Source organism: Paenibacillus sp. FSL H3-0333, from assembly GCF_038002805.1.
GTDB lineage: Bacteria > Bacillota > Bacilli > Paenibacillales > Paenibacillaceae > Paenibacillus_AQ > Paenibacillus_AQ silagei.
The window spans coordinates 3,973,230-3,986,176 of record NZ_JBBODG010000001.1 but is presented as its reverse complement, the minus strand read 5'-3'; the positions used below and the strand labels follow the sequence as shown (position 1 = coordinate 3,986,176).

Genomic DNA, 12,947 nt, shown 5'->3' with positions numbered 1-12,947 from the left:
TTATAAGCCCTCCTCAGATGTTAAAATCAAATTTCGTTTACTTTCTAGATATTCTTTAGTCCATTCAACATATGCCTCATGACTTATAACATGCTCTTTGAAGAACATCTTTAGGGCAGAATTTGCTCTATTGTCTTCTTCGATACCATCTAACAGCTTATCTGCCTGCAAAATATGCTCATATGCTTTTTGAATATGCATGGCAATTTCATTCATGCTTTCTCAACTCCCCATAAAACACAAATTTCATTATCACTATCGTTTTCCTGCAGCTCGTTCTTCTTCGATTTCTTTACGTCTTCTCTCCTCCATGTTAACCCAATACTTTTCATATCCTTTTCTATTTTCTTCAATCATTTTCTGTAGAATTATATCCGCTTCTGGATTATTGAAAATTGGATCATTACATTCGGTCTCCGTATACCATGTGTTTGCATATTCCCAAATCATGTAAAGATCAGCTTCGGTATAGGATTTAAATCCGTCATGCTCTGGTATTTGAATACATCCGAAATTTTTAAGTACTTTCATCATCTCTTCAATTCCCCAATCATACTCTTGTGCATAATCAGATAATTTAAGCTGCCAAATCTTAATTAACTTAATCAGATGAGTGTCCTTCATGTTGTCTTAAAATAGATTTTTGAATCCTCAAATTCATGAGTGTGAAGCAGTTTATAAACTCTAGGTCTAGACATTGACAATCCCCCTCTTTTTGATAAATTCCATCTTTTAAAGAAACCAGAGGCTCTGCAGTTCAACAACAAAACCTCTAATCTACAATGTCAGCAATACTATCTGTATATGAAACTATGTATTATAAATATATTGCTGCTCCGCATAATTATTTTCATTTTAATTTGTACATTTCAGTTCTACACATATTAAAAGCACCAAAGAATTGCTTGCCCATATCATTAATCACGTATGCTTCACCGTTAAGAAAATCTGCCGGATTATTATTGTAATGCATTCTTTCAACTTTATAAGTCTTGCCCTCTGTTACATCTCCTCCTCGGTATATTACCTTAACTATTTTGACGTATTCTGCTTCTTCCTCTATCTCAGTGATCTCTAAGGTGCCTATCTCAATTTGAGAATTATGCAAGCGTACATCTCCTCTCGTTTACATATTCATATTATTATTTTTAGTTTATAAAGTCAATAGTTATTTTTAGTTTGATTAACTTATTATTTTAACCAGATTGCAGATTTATTAAACATGTACATTGAACATCTTAAACACAACTGAACCGCTCCCTGCTTGAAATTGAGGGTGTTCTAAATTGAGCAAACTGCGCAAATACTATAATGTAAGATTTGAAATAAGCCAACATTATCAGAGGAGGAATTGATCATGTTTGAATCTTTAAGATTTTTTAAAGATTGTTACCGCTATGTTGAATTAGTGCCGGGAAAGGGGTATAGGATAATAACTATGCCTTATCTAGCTTCTATTCCTGAGTCAATATCCAAAAATGGCTATCTTAGTCTTGGAGCTGGGATTGGTGCTCTCAACAGAGGAGAATACGAATAGCAAATAGGAGGCATAGGCCTCCTATTTTGTCTTCTGATAAAAACTATATTTTATACTAATTAAACCGGGATTTTGTAGCGGTCTTCATTTAATAATTTTGTAAATAACTCTACTCCATGATCAATAGGAGCATCTTTTTCACCAAGCACTCCCTTATTCCTGTGAGCAATCACGCAACTAACATAGTCTCTAATAACAAACTTGGCGGCTTCAGATTTCAACTCATTTGCCGAAATGTTGTTATCGAAAGCCAAAATCACCTCGACTCCCATTCGTTCCAATTTCAATACCTGAGCATCGCTGAGCTCATGACCACCAATACTAACAGAATTCTTAATCCCATAACTCCAAGCCTTCTGTACGCTCTTCTCAGCTTCAAACACAATAACTTTACCATTTGCCTTAATATGATCATAAGTCTTGTCTAAGCCGTACAGAATTTGACTCTTGGGAGTGGGAATAGGAAACCAATACTTTGGAATCTTCAGTCTCTTATAATCCAGTGTTGTTCTCCCTTTTATACCCACTAATGTTCCCAGCTCATCTCTAATAGGAATGGTGATACAGTTATCATTAATGGAATAGCCAATCTCAAATAGTTTTTGTGTTTCAACAGAGATTCCTTCCGTTAAAAATAACTGGTTAGGATACGGAACATACATTTTTAAAATCTGTTCGTCTAGTCTTCTTAATGGAACTTCATCTCTATGATTTAATTTAGGCTCAATCAAATCTAAAAATGCTATGCAAGGATCAACATCTTCTTTAACATATTTATAGTCGGCGTAGTAGCTATAACCACAAACCTCGCAGATATAATACATCGCTTTCGAAAAAGACAAGTCTTTATAGTGCTGCACGAGCGTAATAATATCGGGATGTCCACCTGAGAGTTTTGGTAACGGACTCGTATAGCAATTCACTAACAACGAATCTATAAAAACCTGAAGACTGGAGGGGTTATCTCCTCCAGGTCTTGTAGAGCGTATCTCTGTACTATCCGACATTTGTTCGTTAATGTGGCATCCAAGAGATGTTAAAATGTCAGCAACTTTATTGTCTATTATTATGTTTTCTTTTAAAGTTTGAGCATCAATTTTATATCACCTCTTGAACTATTCTTTGTTTAACGCCTTTCTCAAGTTCGCCACTTCTTTTTCTGTCTTTAGTTTCTTGTTTTCTTTCTTCAGCGCCTTAAGTTCTTTTTCGCTGTCCGAAGGAACCAAATATCCTCTCTCAATCCAAATATTTTTGCCCTTGTCCACCTCAAAGCATAGGATATCCTTGTCTTTTCCTCCTCTGTTTTTATCAATTACAACCATATAATAGTTAATATGCATTTCTAACTTTGAAGTGCTCTCCCCAACAAATGGATCGTTTGGATTATAGATAACGAATTTATCATATTGGTCTCGTGAGATAGGTTTGGCCATCATTAATGCATCGGCAACATGCTTAATATGTTTTCCGTTAGCGATTGCTTGACTTGTCAACATATCATTAAATAGGCTGTCGTCCGTTAACTGGAACGTAGACCATACTGGAATATCTTCTGTGCTTGCGACTTCCTTCAACATGTCAGCAGTCTTAACAAATGTCATCCAGTCATGATCTGGAGCTTTCATAGTGTCATAGATAATTAGTTGGCAATTCCTAAGCTTATGTCGTTTGATTTGTCTTTTTAATGTGTTTTCATCATATTTATTCAATTCAAGGAAGTACATTTTGCTATTTGCCTTTATGTATCGTGCTGCCTCTTTAACAATTTCTTTTTCTTCTGTATTTAATGTTCCAGTAACAATCTTGGTTTCATCAATTCCATCAATCCCTTTTCTTTTCATTTGAATATCGAATCCAAACTCAGGATTGTTTAAGACGCTACTAATCTGCATACCTAGCCACTCAGCCTCATCCTGCTCGTTAACCAGAACCAGGACTGGAATTTTTAGTTTAATCGCTAAATAGCAAGCAATCTTACTTGTTGTACGACTTTTACCACATCCACTGTGCATTCCGAATAGATTAAATTTCTTTGGTCTAAGACCACGGAGCAATGAGTTTATGATTGGGAACGGTACTGGAATTCCTACGTCTGGAGTTTCTTCCCACTCATCAATCTTTTCTGGCATGTTATGACCAAGTATAATACTATCCTCTACACCACCAATTACTGTCCCAATTGTATTGATTTGATATTCCATACCCTTAATGATCTCTTCTGTGCCAATCTTATCAAAATCTTTTCTCCCCATTAGTTTTTGTACAGGGAATCCTTTTCTTTCAAACTCTCGCAGCAAAGAAAACTTTTTTAGTTTCTCATAGTATAAAGGGAAATCGTCTAAATCAACCACTCTTATTAGGCGGTCAATATATGAATACCCCTTTAAATACTCGTATTTAGCTTTTCTTTCTGGGTCAGAATTCATATATGTATTTACTTTAATTTGATTGATTTCTGTTCCTGCATGTTGACTATATAAGTCCATGATAGAGTCATACAAAAACTTATTTGATGGTTGATTAAAATCATACTTTGATTTAATTAATTCTCCATAGTCCAAAAATAGATCTGGGTTGAGGTACATGCTACCAATGATAAACATCTCTGATCCCAAATCTTCAATCTTAGATAATTCCTCAGAAATAGTATCACTCCTTTAGTCGAACAACGATGTTATATCTATTTTTTCTTTATTATTTTGAACTGCTTTGTTTTGAGCTGCAATAATAACTTGGTTCACATCTCTCATTGACTCAACATGGCTCGTTAGTAATTCCGTTTCCGCTTTTTGTTTAGACAGTTTCTTGCCATCTCTGAAATAGTTTTCAATGTTGTTCTTAACTATAGCGAAGCAATATCTTAATTCGCTCATAACATTCTTAAACTCTTTATTTCCTTTCGCCCATTCAATCTTGTCGGCGCAATACAAATATGTATCTTCAATAGTTTTATATGTAAGTCCTTCTTTGTATCTTCGTTCGATCTTTCCGAATAGCACAGAGTCATTTCGCAACTCCTGGATAAAAGGGTAGAATGTTCGTGGAAAAGTAGCAACACTTTGAAGTTTATGCAGTCTAACAATCGTGCTTACTAGACTATCCATTTCTTCTCTTTCCTTCAGTTTGAAAGCTCTGTCTCTTTTCCACTTAGTATGACAATACTCAAGATGGTAATACCGTTTATCCTCTTCTCTAATCATGTTCTCCTTCTTGCCATACTGACTACATATGGGACACTTAAATAAACGTTCAGTCAACCAATCACCTCCTTCAATTGTAAGCTTATCAATCAGCTACGATATGCTTTTTATTGGTAAGCATTATGTATCTGTAAGCACCTATTCAGTTATGCCCACAATCTTCTCTCCAAGCACAAAACATGTAACTGCAATGCCTAGTCTGAATCCATGCTTTTCGTCAGCATTAAAGCTATAATGTGAATGCCCATGATCCAAGTAACCTTCATAGCAATCTCGCAATCTTTCATGTGGAGTCTTTTGAATTTCTATTCCAATATATAAAGCTCTTACAATTTCATCTACACTCAAAGTGTTTAAACACTCGATATTAATCGGTTCCGACCAGAGTGTGTTATCCCAAAAGTTTTTCTTAAGAGCATGCTTCTTTACAATATCTTCAGCAGAGTATACCTTCGTTAAAAATTGCAATGTTTCCTGTTGTTCTTTAGTAACAGTTACTTTGTTCATTTTTCTCCTCCATTTTAATGTTCAGATGAAATACCTCTTTCATATTGTTCAAATTACTTTAAGAAATTCTTGTCCTATTTTTTCATCAAAGTATGTTTCCATTATTAATGAAGATAATTCATCAATTAAATTTTGTTTATTCTTTAATACTTGAATTATTTCATCATTGAAGCCACCTTTTATTTCACTTAACTCTCTACTTGTTAACTTAGTAGGGACCTTCTCTTTGTTAATTTTCCACACTCCATCGTTTATCAGATATATAAAAGGGTATTCAACATGAACCCTTTTCAAATTATTGATTCTAGAATAGACTTTCTTTAGGTCTTTTTGAACTTCGATAAAATCCAATTCCCTTTTTCCTTCTTTTAATTTTTTCAGTGAATATAAAAGCAAAATTGGTTTATATAAAGAAGAATTATTAGTTTTGATATTTAAGAATCTGCGTTTAATCTCTTCTTCTCCAATCATGTCGGAAAGCCAAAGTATCTTTGCTTCTTTTGTATCAAAATTAATTTCGACTCTAGTTGCTCCATACATCATTACAGACATGTCTAAAGAATCATATTGACAGTTAACATCAATTAGATATTCATTATTCATATCAAACAATTTCCATTCCATTTTAAAGTTCCTTTCTAAATGGCACAGATTGTACATCCTTCTTTATTTTCCCCATCTGCGTCATGTAATTTTTTTAAATCCCAACTATCAATTAGCTCTCTTATTTGTTCTTTTTGAACCAATTTGATTAATTCATCCAAGCTATGTATTAGTTCGCACTCATTAACTTTTTTATATTGCTTCTTTATGTATCGAATTAAAATATCTTCAGCATTCTCTTTTATGTATTCCAATGGTTTTTCTTTAATCCATGTGTACATTCGTCCATCTGCATGCTGGGTTTCATATTTCTTTGCTTCCTCAAACCATTCTGGGTACAGTAGAGCAAGTATTGCCCATTCAACTCGTCTTTGGTAGAAGCAGAAGTAACATCCCGAACGTGTTCTCCACTTATAATATCCAGGCAATCCTAATCCCGAGTTCTCAAGAATGTTGTATATATCTTGTAGAATTAAGCCATCATCTCTATAAGGGAAAACTGCTTTTATATTCTTATTTTTCCCTTTTGCTTCGTATCCTTCTCTTTGTGGTTCATCTGCTCTGATTCCCACATAACTTATACAATAGTCTTCTCCAATCCATTCTTCCATTGTTTTAATCTTCATTTCTCTTGTACACCATCTAGCATTGGGTGCTGGCAAGAACCCTTTGAATTTGACAAGTAACTCATCGAATGGATTTGATCCATCTTCTCCATCTACAATTTTGTATTTGTTGTTAGAATTAGGATCTGCTTTAATTCTTAATATTGATTTACCTAAATATTTTTCCATCTTGTCAAGATACTCATATACTTCAGGCAGCTCTGCTCCAGTATCTGTGAAAAAAAATTCAAGTAGTTCAAATATTTCTGGCATTGCCTCTTTTATATGTATTGCTAAAGCCGAAGAATCCTTCCCTCCACTAATACCACAGATGTGTCTAGGGTTTTCTTTTGTTCCTATTTTCAATTAATCACTCCTTAAAATTTACATGAAATGAGGGATTCATCAACTGTTTAATTTGTAAATATTAATTTCATAATAATTCTTATCATCCAATTTTGGTAAAACTAAAGCGCTTAGACTGTCCGTTTTATTTATGGCAGTTATGAAATCCATAATATCAACCGAATGGTTAGTTGATTTCAATGTAACAATTAATTCATCTTTCATAAATCCCCCTCCTCCTTGTTCAACTTCTGTCCCATACTTAGCAATAAATCCCTAAAATGATTAAACTCTCCATGATTTGCGTATCCACTTGAATATGTATAGGTTCTTGGCTTTGTGAGATTATGTCTTTGATATTCTATGTATCGTTTTGCTTCGTCCAAGATAAAGAAGAATGCGACTGGTTCATAATCGTCTTTAATCCATGTGGCAGCGTACCACTCAATACCATAAACTTTGAAATAATCATCATAGTTCATTACAAATATCTCATCATCATTTACTTCAAATGTCTCATACTCTATCTCTCTAAAAGCCTTAATTTCAAACGGGGGGGGTTTCTTCTCTCCGTTCAAACCATTCTTGAACCAATTCTTCTTCTGAATCATGCCATTGTTCATAGTCATAATCCGTTGTGAATTTCAGAGGTAGTCCATCGTAATATTCAACCTGATCCTCATGATATGGAATATAAATTGGTCGATATGTTTCTACTGCATGAATAGTATTACAGGTATAGACATTATCATCTGCTCCTGGATATTGCTTCTCAGCGAACAATTTAAGAAATTTCTCTTGTTGCTCAGTTAATTCAATCTCTATTTTCGTCAATTAATCATCTCCATATGGTTATTTTCATTTATAATGAAACTGAGATTTCATTAGAAACACGCTAAAAGTTCAAATGTATCAAGGATTGCCTTTAAAATATCCTTTTCATCTTTAATCGTTGATTTAATGAATTTGGGGTTATTCAGAGACTTAAAGCCATGCATTAGCGTACTGCTTCTGTTGTACTGATTTACCTCAACATAGTGGACTTGGTTTACCTTATTTAAAATGTCATGAAGATAATTTACCGTTCTCAGATTGTCAGAAGGTAAGTTGTCTCCGTCTGAAATATGCATAACATATATATCGTTCTTGCCAAAATTTGATGAGTTGATAATCTCTAAACAACGAATATATGACGTTGATGCAATCGTGCCTCCAGCCTCTGTAACATTGAAGAATGTATCCTCATTTACACTTTTTGCTTCAGTGTGATGAACAATAAATTCTGTTTTGATTTTGTCGTATCTATCTTCAAGCAGAAGTTTACTCCAGGTTGTCATTGCCTTTGCAACACATTTCTCATATCTTCCCATTGAACCTGAATTATCCATCATAATGATGAAAACTGCTTGATCATGATTGCTTAAGTTCTTTGGTCTACTAACTTTATTATCAAGATATTTATTTAATTTATTAAACACTTCGTCAATTTGGGTTCTGTTTGTGACTACTTCTTCATGAGTAAGCAACTCTTGAAGACTCATCCCCTCAATCAAAGAGTATGAATTCATTCGTTTTAAAGCGATCTCCTTGAGTTTTTCATAATCCTTCTTCAGTTCACTATTATTAGAATCAAACTTTAAAAATCCATAAACCCTGCATAGTTCTTGAATTAGCTCATCGTGCTTCATGTTTTCATTTTTAACCATATATATCTCCTTAGATTTATAATTATTTTATCATATTAATCCTGGGACCATGCTTCATACTCTTCCTTCGGAACTTCTCGCAATATGTATGCTTTCTTTGTTAAGATTCCATAACTGGAATTCTTCGAATGGAACGAATCATATGGAATATATGCCTCTAAGAGAACTCCGTTGTTTCGATAGAATGACTTGAGAATTTCACCTTTCTCGTTGAAGTAGAGATAATTCTCCTCTTTGGGTTTTGCTGCACTATCGATTTTGTACTCAAACTCTTTATCCCAATGGCTCATATATTTGCCATCGACTTTATTTACAAACTTATAAAACTTTCTACCTTCAATGAAGTCTCTTGCTTCAATTTCAATTGTATCTTTAGGAGTATAGCCAATCTCTTTTAATGTTCCGTTTCTGGTGACTCTATATGTATTTTCATTAATTTGTACAATCTTAACTGGCTGCTTTTGAATTCGTTGAATAACTTCGTCGATATCTTTAAACTCAACTTTCTTTGGTTCGATAAAGTATTCATCGCTTAGAGTGATATCTGAAATTTTATCAAGGATTAGGTCAATGGTGAATTCTTCACCTTCTTTAAGTTGGATCAACTTGTCGTAGTTAACTCCATACATTCCTCCAAGATGATTTTTCAACTCTTCAACTGTTTTAATTTTCAGGTCCATACATTTCAATGCTACTCTCAGGAACTCAGGCTTAGAAATGTTATATCCTTTTTCTTTATATTTATGTACTCGCAATAATGAAACAACAGGGAAGTCCGTAGCCTTGTTGAATTTGAGAATTCTTTGTGAGTTATGCTTCAGGAAGTCATCATGTAGAATAAATTCCTCTGTTTGAAAGTCAAATGCTCCCATACAAACCGTGTAATCAAAACTTTCAAAAATGTCTTCAGCCTTCTCGTAATATTTGAAATGGATAAATTGAACCTCAGTGTCCGCAACACGTACAAGCAATGCTTTTTCAGTTAGCGCATTAATCCAGTCTCCACTATCTTCCCAAACAGCTTCAATAATTTCAGTAAGAGAATCTTCGTTTCTAAAATACACATCAATATCATTAATTTCCCTGTTACTGAATAGACTGCTAATTGTTCCCCCGGCAATAAACACCTTCTGTTCCTTAAATACGCTAACCAAATGTTGGCCCAAGTAATTGTAAAGCTTATTCTTTTCAAATTGATAATTCAAATAATCATCCTCCTATGTATTTGGTACTCATTTAGAATACCACGTTTATTATTTAATGTATATAGTTATTTTTAGTTTATTAATAAATTCATTTGATGAAATCGGGCTTTCATGTGCTTTTTATGATAAAAAAAGCTAGAATTTATACGGGTTTTTCGAACTGACGATTCTTATACTTAATTAAGTATTCAATGCAACTTTCTATTGCAAGAAATTCTTCAAATGAAATTTTAATGTCATCGTCTGTTTCTGGATTCACCATAGTTTTCAAACATACTATGGTCTCATCCAAGGTTAAGAGAGGTTTCTCCTCATTATTCACTTCAAGCACCTCCTTTAATAATGCACATAATGGGCTGTGTATTGTCAGCCCTCCTTTAGCATATTTAGATCGGCTTCAACGTCACGCCCAAAAGTTAAGCGCAGCTTATGCATAATCTCAGATTCACGGCACGATAGTTTGAGTTCTACCCTATCATCACTTTCAAGTTCAAATTCATGTGTATACGGTAAGCTTCTAACCAAAATCCACTTCATATCTCCGCGCCCTCCTTGAATAATATAGGTCAAATATGATATAAAATAATGAATTTAAAATCATGATCAAATCAAGCTTTTATGGGAATGCTAAATATTTCATCCTCTAATTCTTCTTGACTTATTTATTAATTGTTCCCGTTCTCTTCTGTCGCGCACTTCATATAATCGAACAGCTTTACGTACATGCTTTTCGATTGTGTTTAATTCTTTATTTAACTCCGTCAAACCTCTCTCCCTAGTCGCATAATTTCCACTGTACATATTCAAATCAAGTACATAAGCTCTTACATACTGATTATCATCTATGTCTTTAAACTTTACAGTTACTTCAAAGTTGGGAAAGTTTCTTTCACTGTCCATAATTTCTATGAATCCTCCCGCTACAGCACTTAATGTTTGTCCAGGTGCCAGAAACGCAACTCCTTCATTTAACATATGTGAGTTTAATAAATCTTTTGGCAGCACTGTTCTATTTTTTGGAGTTAGTTTAACTTTGATTTCCTTTGCGGCGTTCACTCCAATGTTTGCGAGTTTAAAGGACACAATCTGAAGATCTTTTGAGTCAAAATAAGCTATTAGATTGGGAGTGTTATTCTCTATTCTAATTTTTTCATTCTGTCGAAGAGATTCCGCACTGTACTTTTGAGAGTTTCGAGCAAACCAAACGTTGAGCGCTGTTAATAAAATAGTAAGTGTAATATTTAAGACACTTATTAGATTAATATTATCCGTCAGCCATTTATTGAGTTCCATTGATAACACCCTCTCTGTTTGCTATGAAAGTAAACATTTATCTAGAATACATCTCATCGATTTCTTGTTTGATTCTTCGATAACTGCTTTCCAACTCTTCAGGAAATGCTTCAGATATCTTCTTTCCTTTATCTGGTTCGTAGTAATCGTAGAGTAAATGAGATTTTTTCACAATTACCTTATCGTCTACTTCATCAAATTGGTCTGCGGTTATATCTATCTTGTATCCATCGTATTCTAGCCATGCATGTGTCCATTGTTCTCGTCCTTCTATTAGACATGATCCGCAGATATATGTACAATCAATCTTATATTTTTCGAGAAAATGCTTCCCAAGCAACATGCTGGTATCACCACAAGCTCCACCGGGGAAAGAATGATTTAGTTGGCACGACTCAGGAAATTCCGACCAATGTATTGATTCCATTGTTTCTCTAAATACAGTTGCAACTCTTTTCAGAAGACCTTCCATTTTTATCTGAGCACTCCTCGTAAAAGAAAGATTTTATCAAAATTAGCGGACTCAAACTTCTTTATGCAGCTTACCATCTTTGATAAAACCATATTTTCCATAGAATCGTTTTAAATCTTCTTTAGTTAAATTTCTGGCTGGTTCAAGAATTCCTGTAATTAGTTTAATTTGTTTTTTGTAACTCAATGATTTCTTAAATTCTTCATATGAATAACGATGTTCGATTTCTGAATAAAACTGTTTGTTATATTTTGTAATCCTTCGATTCAGTTCAGGAATTATTTCTAGTAAAGCCTTCAGCATTAAACCTCCATGTCCTTTTCGCTCAACCTCGGAGAAAAAATCATTAATGATTAACTTGTTGCTATAGCCCTCGTATTCGAGATACATTCTAGACCGCATGGACAAAACCTTACCAAATGATAGAAATAGAGTTGGTACGTTTGTGCCTCCTGGACCAAAATGACTTAAATTGAAATATACCGCCACTAATTCATCTGCTCCATCTCTACAGACTTTGAAATAGACATCGTCATCCTCTGAATTCTTGGAGAGAAAGGATATGTCAGATACTAAATCAATAATGTGATTTAGCCGTTGATTTTCTTTATAATACTTCCTCAAGTTCACATTGCTTATTTCATTTACTATTATCCCGTTTAATAGAAGAATCTTTTTAAAGTTTCCTTCTTCAATAATTTTTTCGTTATCACCTATATACTTATTAAGATTGTCACTATAAATTTTATCCTGCTGCGCCATTAAAGTGTCATCTGAAGTTGATCTTGTTTTTCGTTTTTGAATATAATCCAATATTTTCATCTTTATTCCTCCATAATAACCATTGTTGGTAAAAGGAAAATTTCAGTTAGATTTTTTTATTACTGCTCTAAAAGTTTTTTTGTTTACAGATTTATCTCTATCTGCAACATTGTTATTCATCAATCTTTGTGCTTGTATTGATTTAGATGGAGTATCAAATCCAGTTTCCTTTAGGATTCCAATAAACTCTGATTTCAAAGTAACATCTTCATGTTCGGTGTTGTTTAGGAAAGCATAAGCTATATCATCATCCTTTGGTATGTAAGTCTGTGCTTCTTTCTTAATAGAATCTACTGTATAAAACTCTATTTCTCCAATTTTATTCACTCCTCCCAATGCCATCATTACTTTCATGCCCTTTTCTTCCAACTTAATCTGCTTAAAAACCCCAAGCAGAACATAGATGGCACCCACATAATCTTTATTATCAAATACAATTTCTTTAATATCTCTAACAACCATCTCACATGTTTCAAGTGTTCCTGCAAAAGCTATAAATGATTTATCATTGCTAACATACTTTTGATATTCCTCATCCACTACTTCATCATTTGATCCTGTGACCCTTCCATCACTCATTACATTGATAAAATTTTCTCTTGCCACAATAGATACAAAGCTCATAATATCCCTCCAGTGGATTCGAATGAAA

General features: G+C 33.8%; 21 protein-coding genes. 1 reads left to right on the top strand and 20 read right to left on the bottom strand.

The genetic code is table 11. The features are described from left to right. From MHH78_RS17925 to MHH78_RS17915, 3 genes are all read right to left on the bottom strand, one after another. Window positions 1–216 carry a hypothetical protein gene (locus MHH78_RS17925; RefSeq protein ID WP_341168273.1) on the bottom strand — a complete coding sequence of 72 codons (216 nt, stop codon included), beginning with the start codon at window positions 214–216 and terminating at the stop codon, window positions 1–3. 39 nt (window positions 217–255) lie between these two features. Continuing rightward, a complete protein-coding gene (locus MHH78_RS17920; protein WP_341168272.1) occupies window positions 256–534 on the bottom strand; it encodes a hypothetical protein in 279 nt (92 codons plus the stop codon). Window positions 535–850: 316 nt separating this feature from the next. Beyond that, on the bottom strand, window positions 851–1,108 hold the full coding sequence (locus MHH78_RS17915) for a hypothetical protein (RefSeq protein ID WP_341168271.1): 258 nt from the start codon (window positions 1,106–1,108) through the stop codon (window positions 851–853). A 249-nt stretch (window positions 1,109–1,357) separates the two neighbouring features. Between MHH78_RS17915 and MHH78_RS17910 the strand changes: the two genes are divergently transcribed. Further along, window positions 1,358–1,537: a hypothetical protein gene (locus MHH78_RS17910; protein WP_341168270.1), complete on the top strand. Its 180-nt coding sequence runs from the start codon at window positions 1,358–1,360 to the stop codon at window positions 1,535–1,537. Window positions 1,538–1,596: 59 nt separating this feature from the next. Here MHH78_RS17910 and MHH78_RS17905 read toward each other — a convergent pair whose 3' ends face one another. The 17 genes from MHH78_RS17905 to MHH78_RS17825 form a co-directional block, all read right to left on the bottom strand. Next, window positions 1,597–2,379: a toprim domain-containing protein gene (locus tag MHH78_RS17905; RefSeq protein ID WP_341168269.1), complete on the bottom strand. Its 783-nt coding sequence runs from the start codon at window positions 2,377–2,379 to the stop codon at window positions 1,597–1,599. Between the two features lie 273 nt (window positions 2,380–2,652). Then, window positions 2,653–4,152, bottom strand: a complete 1,500-nt coding sequence (locus MHH78_RS17900; RefSeq protein ID WP_341168268.1) for a DnaB-like helicase N-terminal domain-containing protein — start codon at window positions 4,150–4,152, stop codon at window positions 2,653–2,655. Window positions 4,153–4,194: 42 nt separating this feature from the next. Next, entirely contained in the window at window positions 4,195–4,794 is a 600-nt protein-coding gene (locus tag MHH78_RS17895; RefSeq protein ID WP_341168267.1) for a hypothetical protein, read from the bottom strand. Between the two features lie 81 nt (window positions 4,795–4,875). Next, complete coding sequence (locus MHH78_RS17890; protein WP_341168266.1) at window positions 4,876–5,244, bottom strand: hypothetical protein; 369 nt, start codon at window positions 5,242–5,244, stop codon at window positions 4,876–4,878. A 48-nt stretch (window positions 5,245–5,292) separates the two neighbouring features. Then, window positions 5,293–5,868, bottom strand: coding sequence for a hypothetical protein (locus MHH78_RS17885; protein WP_341168265.1), 576 nt, complete (start codon window positions 5,866–5,868; stop codon window positions 5,293–5,295). A gap of 14 nt (window positions 5,869–5,882) precedes the next feature. After that, window positions 5,883–6,818 carry a phosphoadenosine phosphosulfate reductase family protein gene (locus MHH78_RS17880; RefSeq protein WP_341168264.1) on the bottom strand — a complete coding sequence of 312 codons (936 nt, stop codon included), beginning with the start codon at window positions 6,816–6,818 and terminating at the stop codon, window positions 5,883–5,885. A gap of 39 nt (window positions 6,819–6,857) precedes the next feature. Beyond that, complete coding sequence (locus MHH78_RS17875) at window positions 6,858–7,022, bottom strand: hypothetical protein (RefSeq protein WP_341168263.1); 165 nt, start codon at window positions 7,020–7,022, stop codon at window positions 6,858–6,860. Next, window positions 7,019–7,375, bottom strand: a complete 357-nt coding sequence (locus MHH78_RS17870; protein WP_341168262.1) for a hypothetical protein — start codon at window positions 7,373–7,375, stop codon at window positions 7,019–7,021. The genes MHH78_RS17875 and MHH78_RS17870 overlap by 4 nt, the downstream gene beginning before the upstream one ends. Continuing rightward, window positions 7,344–7,631, bottom strand: coding sequence for a hypothetical protein (locus MHH78_RS17865; protein WP_341168261.1), 288 nt, complete (start codon window positions 7,629–7,631; stop codon window positions 7,344–7,346). Before MHH78_RS17865 ends, MHH78_RS17870 begins: the two co-directional genes overlap by 32 nt. Before the next feature lie 50 nt (window positions 7,632–7,681). Beyond that, window positions 7,682–8,503, bottom strand: coding sequence for a DUF444 family protein (locus MHH78_RS17860; RefSeq protein WP_341168260.1), 822 nt, complete (start codon window positions 8,501–8,503; stop codon window positions 7,682–7,684). Window positions 8,504–8,538: 35 nt separating this feature from the next. Then, a complete protein-coding gene (locus tag MHH78_RS17855; protein ID WP_341168259.1) occupies window positions 8,539–9,708 on the bottom strand; it encodes a hypothetical protein in 1,170 nt (389 codons plus the stop codon). 142 nt (window positions 9,709–9,850) lie between these two features. Next, window positions 9,851–10,030 carry a hypothetical protein gene (locus MHH78_RS17850; RefSeq protein WP_341168258.1) on the bottom strand — a complete coding sequence of 60 codons (180 nt, stop codon included), beginning with the start codon at window positions 10,028–10,030 and terminating at the stop codon, window positions 9,851–9,853. 44 nt (window positions 10,031–10,074) lie between these two features. Continuing rightward, entirely contained in the window at window positions 10,075–10,245 is a 171-nt protein-coding gene (locus tag MHH78_RS17845) for a hypothetical protein (RefSeq protein WP_341168257.1), read from the bottom strand. A 99-nt stretch (window positions 10,246–10,344) separates the two neighbouring features. Then, window positions 10,345–11,001: a hypothetical protein gene (locus MHH78_RS17840; protein WP_341168256.1), complete on the bottom strand. Its 657-nt coding sequence runs from the start codon at window positions 10,999–11,001 to the stop codon at window positions 10,345–10,347. Window positions 11,002–11,038: 37 nt separating this feature from the next. Next, window positions 11,039–11,473 carry a hypothetical protein gene (locus MHH78_RS17835; protein ID WP_341168255.1) on the bottom strand — a complete coding sequence of 145 codons (435 nt, stop codon included), beginning with the start codon at window positions 11,471–11,473 and terminating at the stop codon, window positions 11,039–11,041. Window positions 11,474–11,524: 51 nt separating this feature from the next. Then, on the bottom strand, window positions 11,525–12,295 hold the full coding sequence (locus MHH78_RS17830; protein WP_341168254.1) for a hypothetical protein: 771 nt from the start codon (window positions 12,293–12,295) through the stop codon (window positions 11,525–11,527). 42 nt (window positions 12,296–12,337) lie between these two features. Continuing rightward, window positions 12,338–12,919, bottom strand: a complete 582-nt coding sequence (locus tag MHH78_RS17825) for a hypothetical protein (protein ID WP_341168253.1) — start codon at window positions 12,917–12,919, stop codon at window positions 12,338–12,340. Between the last annotated feature and the right edge of the window lie 28 nt (window positions 12,920–12,947).